The sequence below is a fragment of the Streptomyces sp. NPDC046805 genome, from assembly GCF_040645355.1.
In the GTDB taxonomy this organism is placed as follows: domain Bacteria; phylum Actinomycetota; class Actinomycetes; order Streptomycetales; family Streptomycetaceae; genus Streptomyces.
The window spans coordinates 63,832-88,970 of sequence record NZ_JBEYYC010000014.1; the positions used below are offsets into that span (position 1 = coordinate 63,832).

The 25,139-nt window shown below is 71.1% G+C and carries 16 protein-coding genes and 2 pseudogenes; 9 read left to right on the plus strand and 9 right to left on the minus strand.

The window, feature by feature from the left end; all coding sequences use genetic code 11:
- Nucleotides 1-294: 294 nt before the first annotated feature.
- Nucleotides 295-1,050 (minus strand): GPP34 family phosphoprotein, encoded by a 756-nt coding sequence (locus tag ABZ910_RS17100; RefSeq protein ID WP_361365018.1) that lies wholly within the window; start codon nucleotides 1,048-1,050, stop codon nucleotides 295-297.
- A 249-nt stretch (nucleotides 1,051-1,299) separates the two neighbouring features.
- On the opposite strand from ABZ910_RS17100, the gene ABZ910_RS17105 reads away from it, so the two are divergent.
- Complete coding sequence (locus tag ABZ910_RS17105) at nucleotides 1,300-3,777, plus strand: D-alanyl-D-alanine carboxypeptidase (protein WP_361365327.1); 2,478 nt, start codon at nucleotides 1,300-1,302, stop codon at nucleotides 3,775-3,777.
- A 316-nt stretch (nucleotides 3,778-4,093) separates the two neighbouring features.
- Nucleotides 4,094-5,983 (plus strand): MFS transporter, encoded by a 1,890-nt coding sequence (locus ABZ910_RS17110; protein ID WP_361365021.1) that lies wholly within the window; start codon nucleotides 4,094-4,096, stop codon nucleotides 5,981-5,983.
- 47 nt (nucleotides 5,984-6,030) lie between these two features.
- On the opposite strand, the gene ABZ910_RS17115 is transcribed toward ABZ910_RS17110, so the two are convergent.
- The 6 genes and pseudogenes from ABZ910_RS17115 to ABZ910_RS17140 all read right to left on the minus strand — a co-directional run bounded on the left by ABZ910_RS17115 (nucleotide 6,031) and on the right by ABZ910_RS17140 (nucleotide 13,325).
- A complete protein-coding gene (locus tag ABZ910_RS17115; RefSeq protein WP_361365024.1) occupies nucleotides 6,031-7,146 on the minus strand; it encodes an ADP-ribosylglycohydrolase family protein in 1,116 nt (371 codons plus the stop codon).
- Between the two features lie 227 nt (nucleotides 7,147-7,373).
- Complete coding sequence (locus tag ABZ910_RS17120) at nucleotides 7,374-7,619, minus strand: hypothetical protein (protein WP_361365027.1); 246 nt, start codon at nucleotides 7,617-7,619, stop codon at nucleotides 7,374-7,376.
- A 238-nt stretch (nucleotides 7,620-7,857) separates the two neighbouring features.
- A complete protein-coding gene (locus tag ABZ910_RS17125) occupies nucleotides 7,858-8,214 on the minus strand; it encodes a hypothetical protein (RefSeq protein WP_361365029.1) in 357 nt (118 codons plus the stop codon).
- Between the two features lie 707 nt (nucleotides 8,215-8,921).
- Nucleotides 8,922-9,614, minus strand: a pseudogene (locus ABZ910_RS17130) (AAA family ATPase); the annotation flags it as partial.
- 448 nt (nucleotides 9,615-10,062) lie between these two features.
- The gene (locus tag ABZ910_RS17135; protein ID WP_361365032.1) at nucleotides 10,063-10,635 is read right to left on the minus strand and encodes a hypothetical protein; all 573 of its coding nucleotides are present in this window, start codon (nucleotides 10,633-10,635) and stop codon (nucleotides 10,063-10,065) included.
- Nucleotides 10,636-10,739: 104 nt separating this feature from the next.
- A complete protein-coding gene (locus tag ABZ910_RS17140; RefSeq protein WP_361365035.1) occupies nucleotides 10,740-13,325 on the minus strand; it encodes a bifunctional FO biosynthesis protein CofGH in 2,586 nt (861 codons plus the stop codon).
- A gap of 191 nt (nucleotides 13,326-13,516) precedes the next feature.
- Between ABZ910_RS17140 and ABZ910_RS17145 the strand changes: the two are divergent.
- From ABZ910_RS17145 to ABZ910_RS17160, 4 genes and pseudogenes are all read left to right on the plus strand, one after another.
- Nucleotides 13,517-14,744: pseudogene (locus ABZ910_RS17145) on the plus strand (CehA/McbA family metallohydrolase).
- Nucleotides 14,745-14,932: 188 nt separating this feature from the next.
- A complete protein-coding gene (locus tag ABZ910_RS17150) occupies nucleotides 14,933-17,884 on the plus strand; it encodes a BTAD domain-containing putative transcriptional regulator (protein ID WP_361365037.1) in 2,952 nt (983 codons plus the stop codon).
- Between the two features lie 207 nt (nucleotides 17,885-18,091).
- A complete protein-coding gene (locus tag ABZ910_RS17155) occupies nucleotides 18,092-18,301 on the plus strand; it encodes a hypothetical protein (RefSeq protein ID WP_361365039.1) in 210 nt (69 codons plus the stop codon).
- Between the two features lie 184 nt (nucleotides 18,302-18,485).
- The gene (locus tag ABZ910_RS17160) at nucleotides 18,486-18,665 is read left to right on the plus strand and encodes a hypothetical protein (protein WP_361365042.1); all 180 of its coding nucleotides are present in this window, start codon (nucleotides 18,486-18,488) and stop codon (nucleotides 18,663-18,665) included.
- Nucleotides 18,666-18,755: 90 nt separating this feature from the next.
- Here ABZ910_RS17160 and ABZ910_RS17165 read toward each other — a convergent pair whose 3' ends face one another.
- Together ABZ910_RS17165 and ABZ910_RS17170 are read right to left on the minus strand one after the other, a co-directional pair.
- A complete protein-coding gene (locus tag ABZ910_RS17165) occupies nucleotides 18,756-21,113 on the minus strand; it encodes a serine/threonine-protein kinase (RefSeq protein WP_361365045.1) in 2,358 nt (785 codons plus the stop codon).
- Between the two features lie 179 nt (nucleotides 21,114-21,292).
- On the minus strand, nucleotides 21,293-22,087 hold the full coding sequence (locus tag ABZ910_RS17170) for a VOC family protein (protein WP_361365048.1): 795 nt from the start codon (nucleotides 22,085-22,087) through the stop codon (nucleotides 21,293-21,295).
- Between the two features lie 122 nt (nucleotides 22,088-22,209).
- Here ABZ910_RS17170 and ABZ910_RS17175 point away from each other — a divergent pair, with 122 nt between their 5' ends.
- The 3 genes from ABZ910_RS17175 (at nucleotide 22,210) to ABZ910_RS17185 (ending at nucleotide 25,130) form a co-directional block, all read left to right on the plus strand.
- Nucleotides 22,210-22,857: a TetR family transcriptional regulator gene (locus tag ABZ910_RS17175; RefSeq protein WP_361365050.1), complete on the plus strand. Its 648-nt coding sequence runs from the start codon at nucleotides 22,210-22,212 to the stop codon at nucleotides 22,855-22,857.
- A 182-nt stretch (nucleotides 22,858-23,039) separates the two neighbouring features.
- Nucleotides 23,040-23,714, plus strand: a complete 675-nt coding sequence (locus ABZ910_RS17180) for a pyridoxal 5'-phosphate synthase (protein ID WP_361365053.1) — start codon at nucleotides 23,040-23,042, stop codon at nucleotides 23,712-23,714.
- Nucleotides 23,715-23,918: 204 nt separating this feature from the next.
- Entirely contained in the window at nucleotides 23,919-25,130 is a 1,212-nt protein-coding gene (locus ABZ910_RS17185) for an NAD(P)/FAD-dependent oxidoreductase (RefSeq protein ID WP_361365056.1), read from the plus strand.
- The last annotated feature ends 9 nt before the right edge of the window (nucleotides 25,131-25,139 follow it).

A 25,139-nucleotide genomic window follows, 5' to 3' on the forward strand; every position in this document is an offset into this window, starting at 1 on the left:
TGACTTTGCGTATCTGCTGTTGAGCAGACTGCCACCAAGGTGCGCACCACCGCTGGGAAACGGTGGATATGCAGCGCGTACGCGTCAGTTCAGGCGATAGTTCAGGCGATCCGGTGCACGGCCGAGCGGGTTGGTGAGACCGGACGTTCTCACCAACCCGCTCGGATCAGCGGCTCCCGTAGGGACTGGGGTGCGACTGGTGCGACACGAGTGGTGCAACTCGAGCGGTGTGTGCTGTGCGTGCCGTGCAGTGCCGTGCTCGGTGTGCGTGCCGTGCGTGCTGTGCGTTGCGGTTCAGTGGGCCACGGCGCGTGCCATGGAACCGTGGTGCGGCTGCATCGGAACACCGCGTGCGGGTTCCGTCGCGGGCCGGGATCCCGGCCCCGGCTGCCGGCCGGGCGCGGCCGGGCCGCGGCGCGGCTGGGCCCCCGCACCGTTCTGGACGTCCATCACGGCGTGCGCCACGAGGCCGCCCATGGGGTCATGCCTGATCAGATCCCGCAGCCGGGAACGGGACGAGCGCCCCTCGTTGCCCGGATACAGGTGCTTGCCGAGGCCGACCGCGTGCGCCAGAGCGGCGAGCGCCGCGGTCCGCGGGTCCGGCGGTACGCCGGTACGGATCGCGGAATCCAGCCGGGCCCTGATCTCCCGGCTGATGGCGGTTTCCGTCGCTTGGTAGCGAGTCGTCGGCAGCACCCCGCACATCTGACCCGGTACGGCATGCACCATGCCGCACCGCTCCAGATGCGAGAGGTAGGTCTGACGGAGCCCGAGACGGGGCCCGCCAATCCAATGGACCGCCCGCACGGGAGCGCCGCGCCTGCGCAGCAACTCCAGTGCGGAGTCCAGAGTTGGATCTCCGGTCGGCCGTGGTGCCACCACGGCGATACGATCCCCGTCTGGGGCTATCCGTCCGGCCAGCGCCAGCTCCACTAGCTGTGCTCCGGCCAGACCAAGGTCGAGCGACTGCGGCTGCGCAGTGGTACCCGTGGCCGGGTCCAGTGCCAGCAGCAGAAGCTCTTCCGGAAGTGTTCTGCGGCTCCTGCCCATCCATGCCTCCCCGCGTGGATGAATGACAGGGTGACCCCTCTCACATTGGTCTGTCGAGAGTGCGTGACCGCTTCGTAAGGGAACCGGTAGGTATGTCGTTCTCGTCTACCGCAGGGGCCAAGCCCGCACACAGGACACTGGTACATCGTTCGGACAACGCCAACAAGGCGCGGTCCGGGCGGCGGTAGGCATTGGCCCCGAGTGGGCAGCGGTCGGTTCAACAAACGCACGGAGGTCGTGCGTCGGCATATGGAGGAGGCATCGGTGGCGGGCGAGTCCCCCGACAGGTCGAAGCAGCGCGAGTCGTCGGCAGAACCGACGTCGGGGAGTGCGGGTGCGGTTCCTGAGGCCCGCGATCCGCGTGCCGCGATGGCACGCGAATCCGGGTCGCGGGGCGGCACGGGTACGGCGACCAAGGCGCGTTCGTCGGTACGGGATGGGGCGGAGGACGCCGCCGACGACGCCGAGTCGACCGACGGCCCGGTCGATGACGCGAGCGATGCCTCGGTGGACGAGCCGGCGGACGAGACGACGGGCGACGCGGCGGAGGACCCCGCGGACGAGCCAGCCGAGGAGCCGGGTGACTCCACGGACGACGACGCCGCCGAGAGCCCGGCCGAGGACGACTCCGGGCCCGAGGAGGACGAGGCCACGGCCCAGGGCAACTCCCAGGCCGAGGCGGACGACGAGGACGGCGAGGACAGCGAGGACGGCGAGGGCACCGCGCAGGCCGTCTCCGGCGACGAGGACGACGAGAGCCGCGAGGACGACGCCACCGGCAAGGCCGACGCCGCTGACGACGCCGACACCGAGGACGACGACTCGGACGAGCACACGGCTGCCTCTGCCGATGACGACGCCGCTGACGATGCCGTTGACGACGGCTCCGATGACGACGCCACCGACGTCGACACGACCGTGCCCGACGCGACCAAGGAATCCGAGGCCGACGAGCCCGACTCCGAGTCCGAGGAGCCGGAAGGCGACAGCCCCGAGAAGTCCGAGGACGAAGCCAAGGGCGAAGCGGAAGGCAAGGACGAGAGCAAGAACGAGTCCGAAGACGAAGCCGAGGACGAGGACGAGGACGAGGGCGAGGGCAAGAGCGAGGGGAAAGCCGAACCCCCCGTCGATCACCCCACCACCGCCTTCAGGGCCGTACGCCCGCCCAAGCCCAAGGCGCCGCAGGTCGACCAGCCGACGACCGCGCTCAGGCTCGGCGGCACGAAGGCCGATCCGAGGGTGCCCGACGCCGAGCGCACCGGCAAGGACGCCGAACGCACCAGCAGGTTCGTCGCGCTCAAGCCCCTTGACGACCCGTCGACCCGCAAGCCGGCCAGGCCTCCGGCCGACGCTCCCGCCGAGCCGCCGGCGCAGCCGCCCGCCAGCGCCACCGCCACCACCGCCATCCCCCAGATCGGCCCCGAGCGCACCACCCAGCAGCCGCTTCCGCCCAAGCCCCCGCTGGACCTGCTCGCCGAGCTGACCAACACGCCCCCGCCGCCGCAGACCCCGGTCCGCACGATCATCCGCCGGGTCAAGATCTGGACCCCGCTGGCGATCCTGCTGGCGATCGTGTTCGCGGTCGTACAGGCCGTACGCCCGCTGCCCACCTCCACCCTCGCGCTGACCGCCTCCGACTCCTACCGGTTCGACGGCGGCCCGACGCCCCTCCCCTGGCCCAGCGAGGGCCAGGGCTGGCTGGACGTCAACGGCATCGGCACGATGGACCACTTCGGCAAGCAGACGCCGGTCGCCATCGGCTCGGTGGCCAAGACGATGACCGCGTACATCGTGCTGAAGGACCACCCGCTCAAGGTCGGCAAGGAGGGCCCCGCCATCCGCGTCGACGCCACCGCCGAGAAGGAGGGCGGTTACGACAAGGCCGGGGAGTCCACGCTCAGCACCGTCAAGGAGAACGACAAGCTCTCCGAGAAGCAGGCGCTCTCGGCCATCATGATTCCGTCTGCGAACAACATCGCGCGCCTGCTGGCCCGTTGGGACGCGGGCTCCGAGGCGGCGTTCGTGAAGAAGATGAACGCCACCGCCAAGAAGCTCGGGATGAAGAACACCACGTACACCGACCCCTCCGGTCTGAGGGAGTCCACCGTCTCCACCGCCGAGGACCAGGTGAAGCTCGGCAACGCGGTCGTGGAGATCCCGGCCCTCACGGCCATCACCAAGCTGGGCCAGTGGACCGACCCCTCCGGTCACAAGTGGTACAACTTCAACTATCTCGTCCCCTACAACGGCGCCATCGGCATCAAGACGGGCACCACGACCGCGGCCGGCGGCAACCTCCTCTTCGCCGCCACGAAGCGGGTCGACGGCGAGACCGTCACCGTCGTCGGCGCGGTCCTCGGCCAGCACAAGCCGTCGATCATCCAGACCGTCAACGACGTCAGCAAGACCGCGATGGTCGCCGCCCAGTCCGCGCTGACCTCGGCGAAGATCATGAAGAAGGGCGACGTGGTCGGGTACGTGGACGACACCCTCGGCGGTCACACCCCGGTCGTGGTCACCGAGGACGTGACGGCGGTCGGCTGGGCGGGCCTGAAGGTGAAGCTGTCCTTCGCCCAGGACGACGTACCGCACTCCGCGAAGGCCGGCACCAAGGTGGGCACGCTCACCGTGGGCGACGGCTCCGGCGGCGCGGTGAAGGTCCCGGTCGCCTTGCAGAAGGACCTCGTCGAGCCGGACTTCAGCCACAAACTGACGCGCATCCTCTGACGTACGGCACGAGCACCCGACACACGGTGCGCCGCCTCCGTACGACCGACCACCGCACCCCGTCGACCGATCCCCGCCCGGGGCTTGGTCGGCGGGGTGCGTGCTAGCGTCCCGGACCGAGCGGGTCGCCGATCAAGGGCCGCAGCCGCAAACTGGACGGGAAGCAGCCGAGAAAACCGGGGAAGACCGGTGAAGTCCGGGGGAAGACCCGGGGGAGAGACCGGGGGAAGTCCGCGCGAAGACCACGGACGACCCCACCGGGCGACCACGGGACGCGGCCGAGAACTGAAAGACGGGACACGGGGAGTGCCTTCAGGTGGCCACAGCGGAGCCGACACGCGCCGACGACGCCGAACCAGGCCCGGGAGCCGGCGCCCGAATACGCCGACCGGCCCCTGACACAGGCCGACCGGCCCCTGGCGACGCGGACGGTCACGCCCCCCGTCCGGACGGGAGACGCCCCGGCCGCCGCCTCCGGCCGTTCACCACCCCCGAGCCCCTCCGGAAGCGGCTGCTCGAACATCCGGCCCTGTCCATGACCTTGCTCGCGGCCGTGCTGCACGTCATCTGGTTCTTCACGTTCGCCAACAGTGGCGGTGACCTCGCGGCGCAGGACGCGTGGGCCGAGTTCGTCGGCCGGCACCCGGACTCGGCGTACAACCTCGCCTGGTACGGCGGCATGCACCCGGTGTCGTACAGCATGGTGTCGCCGTATCTGATGTCGGTCCTCGGTGTCCGTACGACGATGATGATCGCGGGGACGGTGTCGGCGGGCCTGCTGACGCTGGTCCTGGTGCGCAGCCGGTCGGTGACGAACCCGCTGTGGGCGGCGCTGGCCGGGGTCTTCGCGCTGCTCTGCAACGCCGTGTCCGGGCGGGTGACCTTCGGGCTCGGCACGATGTTCGCGCTGGGCGCGGTCACGGCGGTCTTCTGCTGGCCCTACCGCTGGCGCTTCAAACGGTGGGCGAAGGCGCTGGTCGCCGCCCCGCTCGCCGCGCTCGCCACCATGTCGTCGCCGGTCGCGGGCCTGTTCGTGGGCCTGGTCGCGGTGGCGCTGTTCCTGCAGAAGCGCCGCCCTGGCGCCTGGGCCCTGGGCCTGGCGCCGTCGGCGGTCGTCGCCCTGTCGGCGTGGCTGTTCCCCTTCTCCGGCACGCAGCCGATGACGATCGGCTCGGTGTTCATGCCGCTGCTGTACGGGCTGTTCTGTGTCTTCCTCGTCCCCAGGGACTGGCGGACGGTCCGGCTGACGGCCGGGGTCTACAGCCTCGCGGTCGTCCTGGTCTGGCTGGTCAGCTCGCAGATCGGGTCGAACATCTCGCGGCTGCCGATGCTGTTCGCGGGAGTGACGCTGGCCGCGGCGCTGCCGTTCGCGGTGCCGCGCTCGCGCAAGTGGTACGCGCTCGTCCTGGCGTGCGTCGGCTTCGTCGGCTGGCTCGGCTTCAAGTCGGTCGACGACATCGTCCATACGACCCCGGCCGCGTCCTGGGCCAGGGAGCTCGCCCCGCTCGTCCACCAGCTCCAGAAGGCCGGCGCCGAGAAGGGCCGCGTCGAGGTCGTCCCGGCCCGCTCCCACCGCGAGGCCTCCGCTCTCGCTCCGTACGTCAACCTGGCGCGCGGCTGGAACCGCCAGGCCGACATGGAGCGCAACCCGCTCTTCTACGACGAGACCCTCAACTCGGCGAACTACCACGAGTGGCTGCAGCGGTGGGCGGTGCACTACGTCGTGCTCCCCACCGACGAGCCCGACGGGAACGGCGGCGAGCGGGAGCGGACCCTGGTGAAGCGCGGCATGCCGTACCTGAAGCAGGTGTGGGGCGACGCCAACTGGCAGCTGTTCCGGGTGACCGATCCGGTGCCGCTCGCCGAGCCCGACGCGGTCGTGGACCGGGCGGAGCAGGGCGAGCTGACGATCGAGGTCCGCAGGGCGGGACGCGTCCTCATCCGCATCCCGTACTCGCCCTGGCTGAGCATCGTCGACGCCCACGGCAGGAGCGTGAGGCCGCCGCAGGAGACGGCGGACTCCAGGCGCCGGGTCGAGGGGGCGCCGAGGACGTTCGCCAACGTCAACGGGTGTCTGACGGAGTCGGTGGAGGACGCGAAGGGCGACAAGTGGACGGTGCTGCTCGCTCCGCGGGCGGGGACGTATCGGCTGGCGGCGCCGTACCAGCTGCCCCGGGGCACGCCCTGCCCGGACGAGCTGAGGTAGTCGAGGCGGTCACCCGGGCCGAAGCAGCGGCGTTTTTTGGGGGCTGGCTAAGCGCGCGGGTACCGCGCCAGCCACCCGGGCGAGGCCCCGGCAGGCCCGTGCAGCGCGGGCCCCTGGGTCATCTCCATCGCGAAGTCGTCGGCCAGCTCCAGGATGGTGGGGCGCCCCTCCAGCTCGGCCAGCCACGCCGGGGGAAGGGCCGTTTCGCCGTGCAGGGCGCCGAGCAGTCCCCCGGTGAGCGCGGCCGCCGCGCCGGAGGGCCCGCCCTGGTTCACGGCCAGGCACAGTCCGTGCCGTACGTCCTCGCCCACCAGGGCGCAGTACACGGCGGCCGCCAGCAGCCCGTCCGCCGCGCCGTCGCCGGCGAGCTCCTCCACCCGGGCCGGGGTGGGCATGCCCTGCCGCACCGCGCCCAGCGCGTGCTGGAGCCCGTCCGAGACGGGCTGGTGGCCGGGGCGACCGGCGAGCAGGGCGAGCGAGCGTTGTACGCCACCGTCCAGGCCGTCGCCGCGGGCCAGCGCGTGCACGATCACGGCGTATGCGCCCGCCGCCAGGCCCGCGACGGGGTGGCCGTGGGTCTGGGCCGCGCACTCGATGGCGAGCTGGGCCACCAGCTGGGGTTCCCAGCCGACCAGGAGCCCGAAGGGCGCGGAGCGGGCGACGGCCTCCGGGCCGAGCTCGCCGGGGTTCTTGGGTGCATCCGGCGTGCCCATCGTCTCGTCGCCGAAGCCGATCAGCAGCGACCGGGCCGGATCGCGCCGGGCGTACAGCCACTCCTCGCGGGCCAGCCAGCCGTCGTCCTTGCGGCGCTCGTCGGGACCCCAGTCCCGCTGGGTGGCGACCCAGCGCCGATACGCCCGGTTCAGATCGGTCGGCGGATGCCAGGCGCCGGTGTCGCGGCGGACGTGGGCGCGTATCAGCCCGTCCAGGGAGAACAGGGTGAGCTGCGTGTGATGGCTGACGGCACCGCGCCTGCCGTACGCGGACGCCAGGTCGGCAAGCCCCTCGGCGCCGTGGGCCGCGCGGATCTCGTCCACCGTGAGCCCGTCGACCGGCGTACCGAGCGCGTCCCCGACGGCCGCACCGAGCAGCGTGCCGCGCACCCGGCTGCGGAAGTCCTGCTGTTCGGCGCGGCCCCAGACGGCACCGGATGTCGGACCCACCAAGACCTCCTCACGGCAGCGTCCACCCGTACGAATGACAGCTCAGCACTGTAATCGACCAGGAAGGGTCGATTCGGGGCATTGATCGGAACGCGGAGTGTAGGTGAGGTGAGGGTCGAGTGATCCCGCTTGGCCGGATTCCGGCCACCCCCTGACCAGGCCCGCGTGCCGAGCGGACGCCATGCGGCACACGGCGCCCACCCAACGGTGCTTCGGGCTGTATTGCCTCAGGACTCGCGCTTGTCGTCCCGCCTGCGGGTCTGGGACAGGTCGCTTCCGGCGACGGACCGGTCGTCCTCGGAGATCTTCTTGTCGTCCAGCAGCTGGCCGGCCTCGGATGCGACCCGCTCGCTCGTGCGGTGGCCCTTCTCGGCGTCGGACAGGGTGCTGGCGGCCACCGAGCGCTCTTCCGCCGTGGCATTCGGATCGCGCATGATGCGCGCGGCCTCTGATGCGTCCATCTTGCCCGTCATGATTGCTCACCTTCTGTGTCGGGATGCGACCTGCCCGCACCCCTCGGTCAGCGGCCGTGCGTATCTCCCGCGGGATGAGTGAGATTCAGGCGCTTCAGGGGTGTTGAGCGACCACATCCACCGCGCGGCTCCGGCCACCCCCATGCTATCGACCATTTGCCCGATATGAAGATAAATGTCCTGATCAACTGGGCACCACCGCCTCAGGAGCGTCCAGCTACGACCGAGGCCGGCCGGGCTACGGGGACACCTCAGCCGTACCACCCTCCGCGGCTTCCCGGATCGCACGGATCTCGGCGATGGCCTCAGCGGGGTCCAGTTCACCGGCGTCCACGATCCGCTCCAATTCCCGCAGCCGTGCGGCCCGAGCGGGGTGGCGTTCGATCGCGACGAACACGGCCCAGGAGTGCACAAAGGCACGCAACGGTGCCAGGCTCTGCGTCTGCTGGGCGTTGGTCGTGGCTTCGAAAAGGTGCTGAGTGAGCACCGGAAGCCGACTGGGGGCAATCCGCGCCACCGCATTCCGAAGCGCGTCCGGAGTGAACTCGGGCATGGGGATCAGCGGTCCGTACGGGCCATCGCTCTGAGCGCTCACGGTGACCTCCGGTGCTGGTGGTTCGCTCCTCGTACGGTACCGGCGGAGGCTACGGCATGTTGTCGGGACGGCGCGGCTCACATGATTCGTCCCCGCCACGACTAGGCCGCCTTCCGTTCGGTCGACCGGCAGTCGCGGCAACGGCCCGGACACGGCGCGCGGAACGCTCGTTCGCAGCCGTCGCAGTTCTGGAGGGGGTCGGGGCGGGACACCTCCGAGAAGGGGGCGATGGGATCGAAGGGGGGCGGGAGGAGGGCAGCGAGGCGGTGGGCCACGAAGCCTGCGGGATGCCGCACCCCTTCCGCAGGAAGCCCCGCACAGAGAGTGCGCTGTACGTCGTCGGGGGCGACGCCCCGCTCCAGCCAGGCGGCCACGGCGGGAGTCAGACGTCGTACGTCACGCTCGGCGAGGTGGAGGCGGGGATCGCGGACGCGCAGACCTGCCAGTACGTTGCGTGCGGTGCGGTGGGCGGACAGGTCAGGCGCAGCCGGTACGGGCACCGTCGCTGACACCGGTTGTTCCGACTCATTGGGGTCCGGGACCGGTTCGCGGCGAGGTGCGGGGGCCGCATGGGCCGTACGCGTCCGGGGCTTGTTGTACGACGTCGTGCGCGTCACGATCTGCCCCGACGGCAGGCGCTCCTTGGTGCGCGACAGATAGCCGCACCTCTCCAACTCCCGCAGGGCCGCGGCGATTCGCGTCTCCCCGTCCAGGAACGGCCACATCCGCTCATACGTGTCGAAGATCAGGACGATCCACGGTGCGGCGGGCACGGCATCCGAGAGCTCACTCAGCAGCACAGGCGTCAGTACACGCTCCGGCGAGAGCACCAGTTGCACATCCTCATGGTTACGAAGGCGTGCACTGAGATTCGCCCGCAACCGATCTGCCCCCTCGGCAAGTTGAGCCGCATCCAAGGCTCCGGCGAAGGCGCCGACACCTGGGAGCATCCCCAGTCCGATCAGGCCTGCTCGCGCCGCCGCGACACTACCCATCGACGGCCCGTCCGGCTCGGGGCCAAGGGTGACGATCGCTGCCTCAGCCTCGTGCCGCCGCTGCCGATGGGTGGCCAGCAGCCGTTCGAGATCCTTGAATCGATGCCCTTGACTGGCGAACTGCCGGGCGATCACCGCCATCGCCTCCGCCACGCTGCCGGCGCTCTCGTCCACATACGCAGTGAGCGCGCACCGCTCGCGGGCGATGTGTTCCAACTCTCTCACCAGGAAGGTCTTTCCAACCCCGGCGATGCCGTGCACATGGAACAGAAACCGGTGTCGCTCGTCTTCCGGCGGGATGTCAAAGTTCGCTCGGAACAAGGCCCGTTCGTTATTCCGGCCCACGAATCCGGCCCGTCGGCGCTGCCGGATCAGATCCTGCATCGATGGCCGCGCCTGCGCCATGCTTACGCCCCTTCGTCCGTCCGCACCGGATCCAGACCGTCACCAGTGTGACAGGGCCGAACCCAACGGTCAGGGGGCTTGACCTCCCCGCCCGCCCGGAAGGGGGGAGAGACACACAGGGGCTGCGACTCGAAACCGGTCTGGCGACTGTACGGCCGATGGCAGCCCTCAATGGCATTCTTGTCGTCCCTCGAGACCGACTGCATGCTCATGCAACCAACCGCCCATTGACTTCGGAAAACGTTCCGAAGTATCAGGGGATCACGCTTACTCCCACGGTCGTCTTCTCCGAACTCTCGAAGAATTCGAAGCGTGTCGCCGAAACACTCGCCCGAGCTCGACGTGCACGTCACGCGCCGGTACGGCGAGGACCTCTACCTGACGACAGCGCGCCATGACGAGCAGCGCGAGGAGACGGCGGACATCACTGCCCGCCTCCTTGCCGCCGCTAAGGGACGACCGCAACCTTCGTCCCCGTAGCCCCGAACCCCCACAGCGCCGTACCGGCGGCCTTGGGCATGCGGATGCCGCTGGTCTGGGTGCCGGCGGCCGCCGGGGGTGGGGAGGCGCCGTCCACCGCGTTGGAGAAGGCGACGTTCAGGCCCGACTTCACGGCGAAGTACAGGACGTGCTCGATCTGGACGCCGTCCGAGCCGGTGATGGCACCCTTGCGGATCGAGATCGCGTAGGCGCCGGGGTCGGGGCTCACCGTGCCCGGCCAGACCCTGAAGGTGCCGGACGCCTTGCCGGCCGCGTCGATCAGCCACACGCGCTTCTGGCTCAGCGAGTACACGACACGGCGGCCCACACCCGAGGCCGCCGGTATCGCGGGCGTGCTCGGCGCCGACGGCTTCGGCCGCGCGGACGCGTGGGCTCTCGCCGACGCCGAGGCACCCGGCCGGGCGGACGCGGCTGTGGGATGCGGACCGTTCTCCGCCTGCAGGGCGAGGGCGACCATAGCTGCGGTCGCCCCCACGGTCAGGCCGGTGACCCAGGCCCACGAGGGCAGTCGGGCAGGCACGGGCACGCATCTCCTCAGCTCCGGGTCACCCATCGAATGTGGGTCGGGTCATCGTACTTAGCGCTCTGCCCTGCGAGGACCCCGGGATGTACCGCGGCAGCCCCTCAGTCCAGCACCGGCAACAACTCCGGCAGATGCCCGTCCGACATCGCCGCCGCCCGCTGCCGTTCCTTCGGTACCTCGCCGTACAGCGTCGTGCGCGGCCTTGCCGCGCGGCCCGCCGCGTCCGCCACCGCCACCAAGTCCTTCACCGACTTGTACGAGCCGTACGACGAGCCCGCCATGCGGGAGATGGTCTCCTCCATCAGCGTGCCGCCGAGGTCGTTCGCGCCGGAGCGGAGCATCTCCGCCGCGCCGTCCTCGCCCAGCTTCACCCAGCTCGTCTGGATGTTGGGGATGTGCGGGTGCAGGAGCAGCCTCGCCATCGCCGTCACCGCCCGGTTGTCGCGGGTCGTCGGGCCGGGCCTCGCGATGCCCGCCAAGTACACCGGCGCGTTGGTGTGGATGAAGGGGAGGGTGACGAACTCCGTGAAGCCTCCCGTTTGTTGCTGGATGCGGGACAAAGTCCTCAGGTGGCCCAGCCAGTGGCGTGGTTGGTCCACGTGGCCGTACATCATCGTCGACGACGACCGGATGCCGAGCTCGTGGGCCGTCGTGATCACCTCGATCCATGTGGCCGTCGGCAGCTTGCCCTTCGTCAGGACCCAGCGCACCTCGTCGTCGAGGATCTCCGCCGCCGTGCCGGGGATGGAGTCGAGGCCCGCCTCCTTGGCCGCCGTCAGCCACTCGCGGATGGACATGCCCGTGCGCGTCGCGCCGTTCACCACCTCCATGGGGGAGAAGGCGTGTACGTGCATACCGGGGACCCGCTGCTTCACCGCGCGCGCGATGTCGAAGTACGCCGTTCCCGGCAGGTCCGGATGGATGCCGCCCTGCATGCAGACCTCCACCGCGCCCACGTCCCACGCCTGTTGGGCGCGGTCCGCCACCTGCTCCAGGGAGAGGGTGTAGGCGTCGGCGTCCGTGCGGCGTTGCGCGAACGCGCAGAAACGGCAGCCCGTGTAGCAGACGTTGGTGAAGTTGATGTTGCGCGTGACGATGTACGTCACGTCGTCGCCGACCGCCGCGCGGCGCACGTCGTCCGCGATGCGCGTCAGCGCGTCCAGCGCCGGGCCGTCCGCGTGCAGCAGCGCCAGCGCCTCGGCGTCCGTCAGGCGCGTCGGGTCGTCCGCCGCGGTCGCCAGCGCCGCGCGTACGTCCGTGTCGATCCGCTCCGGCGCCATCCCGGGCGCCGCCGCCTCGCGCAGGGCGCCCCAGTCGCCGTACACCTCGTCGAAGTCGTCGCGCCGGTCGGACGTACGGCCCTCGGTGTCGATCGTCGCGTGGAGATCCGTACGGCCCGTCGGCCGGAACGCCTCCTCCGGCTCCTGCCACGGGTGGCCTTCCACCACGGCCCCGGCCCGCGCCAGGCCGGTCTCCTCGTCCGCCAGTGCACGGACGTGCGGCAGCAGGCGCGGGTCCAGCCAGGGTTCGCCCCGCGTCACGAACTCCGGGTAGACACAGAGGCGTTCGCGGAGTTCGAAGCCTGCCTCCTGCGACCTTCGCGCCAGCTCCTCGATCTGCGGCCAGGGGCGCTCCGGGTTGACGTGGTCGATCGTCAGCGGCGATACGCCGCCCCAGTCGTCGATGCCCGCGCCGATCAGGCGCTCGTACTCCGCGTCCACCAGGTTGGGAGGGGCCTGCAGGCACGCCGACGGCCCCATGATGTGCCTCGCCACCGCCACCGTCGCGACCAGCTCGTCCAGTTCCGCGTCCGGCATGCCGCGCATCGCCGTGTCCGGCTTGGCGCGGAAGTTCTGGATGATCAGTTCCTGGATGCCGTGGTACGCCCTCGACACCTTCCGGAGGGCGAAGAGGGACTCCGCCCGCTCCTCGTACGTCTCGCCGATGCCGATCAGGATCCCCGACGTGAAGGGGACCGAGGAGCGGCCCGCGTCCTCCAACACCCGCAGGCGTACGGCGGGTTCCTTGTCCGGGGAGCCGTGGTGCGGGCCGCCCGGCTCGGACCAGAGCCTTTCGGCCGTCGTCTCCAGCATCATGCCCATCGACGGAGCCACCGGCTTCAGGCGCTGGAAGTCCGTCCACGTCATCACCCCGGGGTTGAGGTGCGGGAGCAGGCCCGTCTCCTCCAGGATGCGGATGGAGATGGCGCGTACGTAGGCGATCGTGTCGTCGTAGCCGTGCGCGTCGAGCCATTCGCGCGCCTCGGGCCAGCGGTCCTCGGGCTTGTCGCCGAGGGTGATCAGCGCTTCCTTGCAGCCGAGCGCGGCGCCCTTGCGGGCGATGTCGAGGACCTCGTCCGGGGACATGAACATCCCGTGCCCGGCGCGGCGCAGCTTGCCGGGCACGGTGACGAAGGTGCAGTAGTGGCACTTGTCCCGGCACAGCCGGGTGAGGGGGATGAAGACGCTCTTCGAGTACGTGATGACGCCGGGGCGGCCCGATGCCTCCAGGCCGGCGTCACGCACCCGGGCGGCCGACGCGGTGAGGTCCTCCAGCGCCTCGCCGCGCGCCTGGAGCAGGACCGCCGCCTCGGCGACGTCGAGGGCCACGCCGTCCCGGGCGCGTTTGAGGGCGCGACGCATGGAGTTCTCGGTCGGGCCGGTTCCTGAGGTCGCGGGAGTCGTCATTCTTTGAGCATACGTATGGCTTGATCAGCACATAGAGGAGCGGCTGACCGGCAGTGGCCGTTCCCTGGCCGATTCCCGTCCCTTGTCCCGTGGTTCACGGCGGTGTACGAGAGTGACGCACCTCCCCCCACACCATCCCTGCACCACCCATGCCATGGCACCGACACCGCGATCGCGATGGGAGCAGCAGCATGTGCGAGGACGACCACGGCAGCAGACCCGGACTGGGGCGACGCGCCCTGTTCGTGACGGGAGCGGCGGCCGCGCTTACGTTGGGAAGCGTGAGCTTCGCGGCGGCGGACGACCGGAGCGGGCAGCCCGGGTCGGGTGAGGAGACCCGGACGGTGCGCGGCACGCTGCCGCCCGGCTCCCCCGACTTCGTGTACCTGCCCGTCGAAGTCCCCGGCGGCGTACGGGAGATCAAGGTCTCCTACACCTACGAGAGGCCGTCCGTCCCGGCCGGCACCCGGGGCAACGCGCTCGACATCGGCATCTTCGACCAGCACGGCACCGAACTGGGCGGCCAGGGCTTCCGGGGCTGGTCGGGCGGCGCCCGCACGGAGTTCTTCGTGCGGGCGGACGACGCGACACCGGGCTACATTCCCGGCCGAGGCCGGCGACGACCTGCTGATCATGCTGGGCGAGGAGGTGACGACGAGGAACGGCCACGTGGTCGCCCTGGGCACCGACCCCGGCACCTTCGTGGACTGGCGCTACCGGGCCCGGGACAACCGCTTCGGCCGGTTCGCCCGCGAGATCCGCCGCTCGCAAGGCCTGGTCGTGCCCGCCCATCCGCACGCCACCTGTGTCGGCTGCGCCTGGAAGTTCGGCTTCGGGGAGGCGGACGCGGTGGAGGTGTGGAACGGCCCGTACACACCCGACGACGAGGTGGCGCTCGCGGCCTGGGACGCCCAGCTCGTGGCGTCCGTACGGCAGAACCGGGCGTGGCTCCCGGCGATGGGCAACAGCGACGCCCACCGCGACCCGGACGCGGTCGGACTCCCCCAGACCGTGGTCCTCGCCGACGACCTGACCCGGGAGGCCATCCAGGACGGCATCCGCGCGGGCCGCTCGTACATCGCCGAGTCGCGGCACGTCACCCTCGACTTCACGGCGACCGGGGGCCGCGGCCAACAGGCCGGGATCGGCGAACGGTTGACGGTGGACGCCGACACCCCGGTGACGGTCCGCCTGGAGGTGTCGGGCGCCCCGCGCTGCACGGTCAACTTCGTGACGGATCAAGGCGTGCTGCTGACCAGTGAGCCGTTGCCGGTGTCGGGCTCGGGCGTGGTCGAGTGGCGTACGACACCGTCGTACGCGGCGTACGTACGCGCGGAGCTCCGCCACGAGACCGCGGCGGGCCCGCTGCCCGGAGCGCCGGCGGCCTTCACGAACCCGATCTTCCTCGGCCGGGTGTGACACAGCGACCCCGGCCGGTGTGAAGCGGTGGTCCCGAAATGGGGGTGAAGCGATGGTTCCGGGCCTGGTGTGAGGGCCTTGTGGACTCCCGTGAGGCGGCTTGTGATCGGCGTCTCGCACGGCTGACGCAGATGCCCTGAACAAGGCAAACTGACGTAGTTGTTCGGGATGCCTAGGGGGACGAGCGCATGGACGGTGGGCCGCGAGGGCCGAAGCGGAAGCGGTTTCCCGGCTCCACCGCGCAGCCGGCCGCGCTGCGGTTCGGTGTGCTCGGCCCGGTGCGCGCCTGGCGCGGCGAGGAGGCCCTCAACACCGGCTCGCCCCAGCAGCGGGCCCTGCTCGCCGCCCTGCTGCTGCGCGAGGGCAGGACGGCGACCGCGGGCGAGCTGATCGACGCCCTGTGGGGCGGCGAGCCGCCGTCGCGGGCGCTGGCCGCGATACGGACGTACGCCTCCCGTCTGCGCAAGGTCCTGGACCCCGGGGTCCTGGTCAGCGAGTCGGGGGGCTACGCGGTACGGGGCCTCGGCGACGGCGCCCTGGATCTGGCCGACGCGCAGACCCTGGCGACGGAGGCGGAGAAGGCCCGGGGCGCCGGGGAGTTGCGGCATGCACGGGAGGTGCTGAACCGGGCCCTGGCGCTGTGGGACGGGGAGGTGCTGGCCGGGGTGCCGGGGCCGTACGCGGACGCGCAGCGAGTGCGCCTGGAGGAGTGGCGGCTGCAACTCCTCGAATCCCGCCTGGAGATGGACTTGGAGCAGGGCGGCCACGCGGAGGCCGTCTCGGAGTTGACGGCCCTGACGGCGGCACAGCCGCTGCGGGAGCGCCTGCGTGAGCTGCTGATGCTGGCGCTGTACCGCAGTGGCCGTCAGGCGGAGGCGCTCGCCGTGTACGCCGACACGCGGCGCCTGCTGGCCGACGAGCTGGGGGTGGATCCGCGCCAGGAGCTGCGGGAGCTGCAGGAGCGTGTCCTGCGGGCGGACCCCTCCCTCGCGGAAGCACCGGCACCGGCCGGTGAGCCGGCGGCGATGCCCGTGCGGCCCGCACAACTTCCCGCCACGATCCCGGACTTCACCGGCCGGACGCCCTTCGTCGCCGAGCTGAGCGGCGTGCTGGCGACCGCGGAGGGCCGGGTGATGGCCGTGTCGGCGGTCGCCGGGATCGGCGGCGTGGGCAAGACGACGCTCGCGGTGCACGTCGCGCACCGGGCGCGGTGCGCCTTTCCGGACGGCCAGTTGTACGTCGACCTGCAGGCGGCCGGGCCTAGGCCGGCGAAGCCGGATATGGTGCTGGGCTCGTTCCTGCGCGCCCTCGGCATCGCGGATTCGGCGATCCCCGACTCCCTGGAGGAACGGGCGGCGCTGTACCGGTCGGTCCTGGACGGGCGGCGCGTGCTGGTCCTGCTGGACAACGCGCGCGACGCCGCGCAGGTACGACCGCTGCTGCCCGGGACGGAGGGGTGCGCGGCGCTGATCACCTCCCGGGTGCGGATGGTGGACCTGGCCGGGGCGCACCTGGTGGACCTGGACGTGATGTCGCCGGACGAGGCGCTGTCCCTGTTCACGAAGATCGTGGGCGAGGAGCGGGTGGAGAGCGAGCGGGAGGCCGCGCTGGACGTGGTTGCCGCCTGCGGCTTCCTGCCACTGGCGATCAGGATCGCGGCCTCGCGGCTCGCCTCCCGGCGGACGTGGGCGATGTCCGTCCTGGCGGCCAAGCTCGCGGACGAGCGAAGTCGGCTGGACGAGCTGCAAGCCGGCGACCTGGCGGTCAAGGCGACCTTCGAGCTCGGCTACGGCCAGCTGGAGCCGGCCCAGGCACGAGCTTTCCGGCTCATGGGGCTGGCGGACAGCCCGGACATCTCGCTGGCAGCGGCCGCCGCGATGCTGGATCTCCCCGAGGCGGACACCGAGGACCTGCTGGAGTCCTTGGTGGACACGTCCCTGCTGGAGTCGGCGGCGCCGGGGCGCTACCGCTTCCATGACCTGGTGCGGCTCTACGCGCGCGCTTGTGCGGAGCGGGACGAGCTGCCGCCCGACGAGAGGCAGGAGGCGCTGTCGCGGTTGCTGGACTTCTATCTGGCGACCGCGGCCGAGGTATATGCCATCGAGCGGCCTGGCGATCGCCTCGTCCATCATCTGGAGGCCACTCGGCGACCGGGCTTGACGTTCGCCGACTCCAAGAGCGCGATCGACTGGCTGTACGCAGAGGCAGACTGCCTCCTGGCCTGTGTCCGGCAGAGCGCCGGAAACGGCATGCTGCGAAGGGCGGTCGATCTGTTGTGGGTCGCCAAGGACCTCACCGAGTCCGGCGCCAACTCACATCAGTACGAGGCGACTGCGCTGACCGTGCGCGACCTCGCCCACGCGATGGGCGACGGACGGGCCGAGGGCCGGGCGCGCACCGCACTGACCAACGCCCTTCTGGTCTCCGATCGGTTCACACAGGCTGACGAGGAGGCTCGACTCGCCATCGAACTCGCGCGGGCAGCCGGGGATCTCGCACCGTGCTGCTGGGCGCCGAACGACCGTGGAATCATCGCCCTCTACCAAGGGCGCAACGACGACGGCGCGAAGCACCTTCAAGTGGCGATCGCCAACTACCGAGCAGACGGAAATCTGCCGGGCGAGGCCAGCGCGCTGTGCAACCTCTCGCGTATCGAGGTCAAGCTGGGCCGTCTGACGAGCGCGGTCGAACTCGCCAGACGCGGAGTCGCCATCTACGACCAACTCGGACTGACCGTGCGCCTGGCCAACAGCCGGCTTGCCCTCGGTATCGCGCTCAGCGCCGCCGATCGGGTCCCCGAAGCCCTGGACCACCTCCACGAGGCACTCTGGCTCTTCCGGGAGAATCGGCAGCGCCTTTGGGAAGGAACCGCCAACTTCCGTATATCCGAGGCACACCTCGCAAGTGGGCAGCATGCCCTGGCGGCCCGCCATGCGGAACAAGCACTCGCCCTACGGGTCATCGGAGGAGATTGGATGCGGGCCAACGTGTTGACCGTGCTGGGGCAAGCGCTCAACCGACTGGGCCAGATCGACCGGGCAAAGGCCTGTTGGAACGAGGCCCTCGACATCCACGAGCAGTCGGGCGCTGTCGAGGTCGAACGGGTGAGGGCCCTTCTCAGGCCCATCGCCACGGCCTGACGGACGCACCCGCACTCAGTGTGTTCATCGTTCGTTTATCGCCACTTGCCATCTTTACGAGCACCAGCCTGTCGCGTCGGGGGCCGACGGCTCGGTGTCTGGCCTCACCGATAAGGTGACCGGCCTCGAAGTGCCCGTCCGGCGGCCCTCGGGGGAGTCGCGGGGCGGGCACTTCCTTCCAGAACGTTCAACAGGAAGTTGCCGACGATGAGCGAGACCTCGAAGAAGCAGAAGACGACCACGCTGGAGAACCACGCCGGCAACCCTGACGACGACTCGACGCTCAAACCGCTGGAGAACCACGCCGGGAGCACCACGGGCAGCGAGACCATCAAGCCGCTGGAGAACCACGCAGGCAGCGTGAAGGAGGACGTCCTGAAGCCTCTGGAGAACCACGCGGGGTCGGAAACGGCATAGGGCTCTCGCTCGCGACGGGGCCGATCGACCACAGCGGCACCGGAAGGGACCCGCCATGGCCGACATGCGTCGGGGAGATTTCAAGCCACCCTTTGGCGGGATCCATTCGAACTGCTCGAAGAAGAGCTCCTCTGACACTAGCGTCACTCGCGCCTTAGCCGTCCCCTCTCCCACAGGAGCCGAAATGACGCGTCCCAGGAAGTTCCTCGCCGCCGCCGCCTTGGTACTCGGTGCCACGTCGGTCGCAGCGAGCCCTGCGTTGGCTGACAACCACGCACCCGTCCCGCCGGGCGCCGAGGCCGTCGCCCCCGCGGACAACCACGCGCCCGTCCCGCCTGGCGCGGAGGCCGTCGACGGTAAGTAGTTCTTTCTCCAGCGGGGACCGGCCGCGGCGGCGTGAGGGGGGGCCGCCGCGGCCGACGCATGCCCGCAGCAGCCCCCTCGGCCCGGCCCGTCACGAGGTGCGGGCGGTTCCGGTCCCCTTCTCCGCGTCCAGGGCGTAGACGCAGCGGTCCTTGCTGCACGCGTACACCACGCCGTCCTTGACCACGGGTGAACCGGTGATCTCGCCGCCGGTCGCCAGCTTCCACCTCAGCCGTCCGTCGTCGGCCTTCAGGGTGTACAGCAGGTGGTCCGTGGAGCCGAAGTGGATACGGCCCTCGGCGACCGCGGGGGCGCCCACGATGTCGCCGCCCGCCTGGAAGCGCCACTTGGGGGTGCCGGTGACGGCGTCCAGGGTGTAGAGGCCCTTGCCGCTGCCGACGTGGACGTGGCCGCCGGCCACCAGCACCGGCTCGATGGAGGAACGGGCCTCCGTCGCGATGCGCCAGCGGTCGCGGCCGTCGGTGGCGTCGAGGGCGTACACCGTGCCGAGGTAGTCGGCCAGGTAGAGGCCACCGCCGGTCACCGCGGCGCCGGGGACGAAGGCCGGCGGGCTGAGGAAGACCGCCGGGGCCTCGAAGTGCCAGCGCACCATGCCGCTCGCCGCGTCGACGGCGAGGACCCGGGTGCCGGCCGAGATGTAGACATGGCCGTCGGGGGCATGCGTCAGGCGGATCGGTACGCCGCCGCAGGACGCCGCGTCGCCGATGGGGTACGACCAGCGCTCCTCGCCCGTACGGGCCTCGAAGGCGCGCAGCCGGCCGTCCTGCCACACATAGACCGTGCCGTCGTGGACGGAGGGGCCGGCCTCGGGGGACTCGAAGTCGGTCTGGCAGCCGCTGGTCTCCCACAGTTTCCGGCCACTGGCGGCCTCCCACGCCTGGACGCCGCCGCCGCGGGTGCCGGTGACGAGCGTGCCGTGGTCGGCCTTCAGGGAGTACACCCACGCGTCCGTGGACAGCCGCCATAGGTCCGTGCCCTCGCGGGCCTCCAGCGCGAACAGCGTGGGGCCGTCGGAGGCGTGGATACGGCCGTCCTCGACCGCCATCGACCAGGCCACGTCCCGGGTCTTGAAGCGGCGGCGGCCGGTGGCCACGTCCAGGGCGTGCACCTCGAAGGAGGTGACGTACACGAGGTCGTCGGCGACGGCCGGGGTGCCCCAGACGTCGTTGGACATGCGGAACCGCCAGGGACGCCAGACGCCCGGCGTCTCCGGGGGAACCGGCGGGGCCGCCGGCATGGCCGGGTCGGCGCCGTTCACGCCGGGGCGGGGCCGGGACCAGTTGGCGACCAGGCCCGCCTCCGGCGGGGGCGCCTTCACGGCGGCGGCGCGGGCGTCGGCGACGCGCGGGCCGGGCCCGATTGGCACCTGGGCGCCGACCAGCCGCACCGGGCCGATGTCGGCACCGGTGGGAACGGGCGCGGGGGCCGGCGCGGGGGCCGGGACCGCGGGGTCGTACGACGGCGGCGGAGGGACGGCCGGGCGGGCCGCGCCACGGCCGCCCGACGGGGACGCGGACGGCTTGGCGGGCGGGCGGCCGCCGCGCCGGGCCTCGATGAGGCTCACCGCCTTCTCCGGCAGCCACGCCGACGCCGTACCGCTGTCGTCGGAGCCGGCGCCGAAGAGGTGCGGGGCCAGCTGAGCCTGGAGGTCGGCCGGGTTGGGGCGGCTCGGGGCCTCCATCTGCATGCAGGAGTCGATGAGCGGACGCAGCTCGTCCGGGAGTCCCTCCAGGTCGGGGCCCTCGCGCAGCAGCATGAAGACCGTCTCGACGGGGTTGGCGCCATGGAAGGGCGGGTGCCCGGTGGCCGCGAAGACCAGCATCGAGCCGAGCGAGAAGACATCGCTCGCGCCCGTCACGCTCCGCGAGTCCTTGGCCTGCTCCGGGGACATGTACGCGGGCGTGCCCACGGCGACGTTGGTCATCGTCAGCCGCGTGTTGGAGACCCCGGAGGCGATGCCGAAGTCGATGACCCGGGGGCCGTCCTCCACCACGAGCACGTTGGACGGCTTGAGGTCCCGGTGAACCAGACCGGCGCCGTGGATGGACTGCAGCGCCTCCGCCACGCCCGCCGCGAGCCAGCGCACCGCCTGGGCCGGAAGCGGCCCGCACTCGTTCACTATCTCCTCGAGCGAGGGCGCGGGAACGTACGCCGTCGCCAGCCACGGCACCGCGGCCCGCGGGTCGGCGTCGACCACGGCCGCCGTGTAGAAGCCGGAGACCGCCCGGGCCGCCTCCACCTCGCGCGTGAAGCGGACGCGGAAGAGCTGGTCCTCCGCGAGCTCCGTGCGGACTGTCTTGATCGCCACGCGCCGTCCGGACGCCGAGCGCGCGAGATAGACCAGCCCCATGCCGCCGGCACCCAGTCGCCCCAGCACCTCGAACGGCCCGATCCGCCGCGGATCGTGCTGCGTCAGCTGATCCACCACTTGCCTGCCACCTCCCCGTACGAGCCGCGTCACCCACATATGTACGCGACCCCGTGCAGCGTCTCACCACCGCACCGCCGTGGCGGTACGCACCCCGATTCTTCCTGGCCGGGCCACTGGTTGCGAACCCGGGGCGACATCGGGATGTCCCATGACAAGCAAGACATTTCGCTGACTGTTCAGCGCTGGAGCAGCGCGAAGGACGCCCCTTGATTGTCGGTCACGATCGCCACGCGTCCGTACGACGTGCGGAAGGCCGGGGTCAGCACCCGGCCGCCGAGGCGCCGCACCGCCTCGACGGCCGCGTCGCAGTCGTCGACCCGGAAGTGGACCAGGAAGTGGGGCGGCATCTCGGCCGGGAAGACGTCGGTGACGGGGGCGCGGCCGAAGTCGGGCACGGCGGAGGGACCGAACAGGGCGTCGTGGAAGAGGCCGCCGTAGAAACGGTCGGCCGTCTCGGTGTCACGGGTGTACAACTGGGCCCAGACGAAGGTCCCGGCCTCGTGGAGCCGGCCGAACCCCGGGTGGCTCCCGGCCTGCCACAGCCCGAAGACGGCGCCCTCGGGGTCGGCGACGAGGGCGCCCGTGCCCAGGCCGCCGACGGGAAGCGGCGCCGTCACGACCTGGCCGCCGCCGGCGAGGATCCGCCGGGACAGCGCCTCGGCGTCCGGCGTCGCGAAGTACACCGTCCAGACCGTGGGCATACGGCCGTCGGTCTTGCGCGACAGCGCGGCGACGGGCGCACCGTCCTTGCTGGCCCAGACCGAGGTGCCGTACGTCACCGGGCCCGCGTCACGCTCGTCACTGCCGCCCCTTCCGCCGCTCTCGGCGTACCCGCCGCTCTCGTCACTTCCGCCGAATGTCCACCCGAAAAGCTCACCGTAGAAACGCTTTCCCGCCTCCACGTCGGGAAGCTGCGCGTCCGCCCAGCACAGGACGCCCTCCCCGTACCGCGAAGCGCTGATTTCGGCCATACCGACAAAGTAACCGCGTCACACGCACCCCGCAGAGCAGGAAAAGCACTTCCCGCACGGCCGTGCACCCCATTTGCAGTCGGCCAAATCGCGCTCCGATCACCCCTCGGTAAGCTGACGGCATGACAGGACAAGTGCGTACCGTCGACGGCCGCGTGGCCGGTCGACGTGGGCAGGCGACCCGGCAGAAGCTGCTCGACTGCCTCAGCGAGATGCTCAGCTCCTCCCCCTACCGGGACGTCAAGGTCATCGATGTCGCGAGGAAGGCGGGCACGTCGCCCGCGACCTTCTACCAGTACTTCCCGGACGTCGAAGGTGCCGTCCTGGAGATCGCCGACCATATGGCCACCGAGAGCGCCGGATTGACCGAGCTGCTCGAGGGACGGACCTGGGTCGGCAAGGCGGGTTGGCAGACCGCGCAGGAACTCGTGGCCGGATTCCTGGACTTCTGGCGCAAGCACGATGCCATCCTGCGCGTCATCGACCTCGGTGCCGCCGAAGGGGATAAACGGTTCTACAAGATCCGAATGAAGATCCTCGGCGCGGTGAACAACTCCCTGTCGGAGTCCATCGCCGAGCTCCAGGCCAAGGGCAGGATCGACAAGGACGTGAACCCGGCGGCGATCGCGGGCTCGCTCGTCGCGATGCTCGCGGCGGTGGCCTCGCACCAGAAGGGTTTCCAGACCTGGGGCGTCAAGCAGGCCGAACTCAAGCCGAATCTGGCGCTGTTGGTGTATCTGGGCGTCACCGGCAAGAAGCCCACGAAGTAAGCGGCTTTCCCCGCCCGCTGTTTGTTTCCCGACCCCGCGTTTCCCGGCTTCGGCTTTTCCCGGCCGCAACTCCGGCCTTCTTCACAGCTCAAGCTTTCTCTCCGGCCCCGGCTTCTCTTCCGCCGCCGGCCTTCCTCCCGGCTCCAAGCCCCGTCTGACACGCGTGGAGTGATACTCGCCCCATGTCAGCAACGGATCTTCACGAACTCCTGAGGTCGCTCCGCGTCTGGGCACCCGAGATCACCGAACTCCCTCCTTTCGACCCGACGGCCGCGCCGCCGACTCCCGTCGCCCTCTTCACGACGTGGTTCGCGCAGACGGTGGAGGCGGGCCAACCCGAGCCGCACACCATGTCCTTGGCGACGTCCGACGCGGACGGCAACCCGGACGTACGGATCGTGATGCTGCACGGCGCGGACGAAAACGGCTGGTCCTTCGCCACGCACGCCACCAGCCGCAAGGGCCGCCAGCTGAGCGCCCGCCCCTACGCGGCCCTCGCCTTCTACTGGCCGGTCCTGGGGCGCCAGGTCCGGGTGCGGGGCCCGGTCACGTCGGCACCGTCCGAGGAGAGCCAGGCGGATCTCCACGCGCGCTCGACGGGGGCGCTGGCCGCGGCGCTGACCGGTCGCCAGAGCGACGTCCTGCCGTCGGTGGAGGAGTTGCGGCGCGCCTCCCAGGCCGCGTGGCAGCAGGCCCGGCTCGATCCCTCGGCGCCGTCGCCGACCTGGACGCTGTACCGGCTCCGGCCGGACGAGGTCGAGTTCTTCCAGGGAGACCCGGAGCGCCGGCACGTGCGCCTCGTCTACCGGCGCACCGGCGAGAGCGAGATCTGGACCAGGGAACTTCTCTGGCCGTGAGCCCCGAGGGGTGGACGCGGGCCTGAACACCGGTCGCCGCCACGGGACTTGATCACCCGATGTCCCTCCCCGTGCCGGATTCCGCACAGCCGGGTGCCCTGCGCCACAGGCCCCGCCCACTCTCCCTACACGCGTGATCGATTCGCAACCGATTCCCTTCTTGACCGAGACCCATCAACCTGCAGGCTGATTACGCTCCCGCTCATGACCGACTCCCGCGCGCTCCCGCACTCCTCCGCGCCCGCCGCCACCGACGGCCCCGTCTACGTCATCGGCGCGGGTCCCGGCGGCCTGGCGGCCGCGTACGCGCTGCGTGCCCAGGGCATACGGGCCGTCGTACTGGAGAAGTCGGATCGCGTGGGAGCATCCTGGCGGCGGCACTACGACCGGCTCCACCTGCACACCACCCGGCGGCTGTCGGCGCTGCCCGGGCTGCCGATGCCGCGGCGGTTCGGGCGGTGGGTGGCACGGGACGACGTGGTGCGGTACCTGGAGAAGTACGCGGAGCAGCACGAGCTGGAGATCACCACCGGCGTCGAGGTGTCGCGCGTGGAGCGTGCGGACGACGGCGAGGGCTGGCTGCTGCGCGCCTCCGGCGGGCGCGAGCTGACCGGCCGTGCGGTGGTCGTCGCCACCGGCTACAACCACACGCCGCGCGTGCCCGACTGGCCGGGCCGCGACGCGTACACCGGCACGTTCCTGCACGCCGGCGAGTACCGCAACGCCGAGCCCTACGCCGGGCGGGACGTCCTGGTCGTCGGCGTGGGCAACACGGGCGCCGAGATCGCCGTGGACCTGGTGGAGGGGGGAGCCGCGCGGGTGCGGCTCGCGGTGCGCACCGTGCCGCACATCGTGCGGCGGTCGACGGCCGGGTGGGCCGCCCAGTACACCGGCGTCCTGGTACGGCGCCTGCCCGTCGGGCTGGTCGACCGGCTCGCCGGGCCGATGGCCAGGCTGAGCGTGCCCGACCTGTCCGAGCAGGGTCTGCCCCGGCCCGACACCGGGCTGTACAGCCGGGTCAGGGCCGGGTCGATCCCGGTCCAGGACGTCGGCCTCATCGACGCCGTGCGCGCGGGACGGGTCGAGATCACGGCCGCCGTCGAGGGCTTCGAGGACGGGAAGGTCGTCCTGGCCGACGGCGACCGCGTCTCGCCCGACGTCGTGATCGCGGCCACCGGGTACGCCCGCGCGCTGGAGGGTCTCGTCGGCCACCTCGATGTGCTCGACGCCCGCGGCAGGCCGGTCGTCCACGGCGCCCGCTCGCCGAAGAACGCCCCCGGCCTGTACTTCACCGGGTTCACCAACCCCATCAGCGGCATGTTCCGCGAGCTGGCGATCGACGCGCGGAAGATCGCGAAGGCGGTCGCGAAGGCCGCCGCCAAGCGCGCGGGGGCCGCCGCCAGGCAGTCGGCGTAGCGGGCCCCG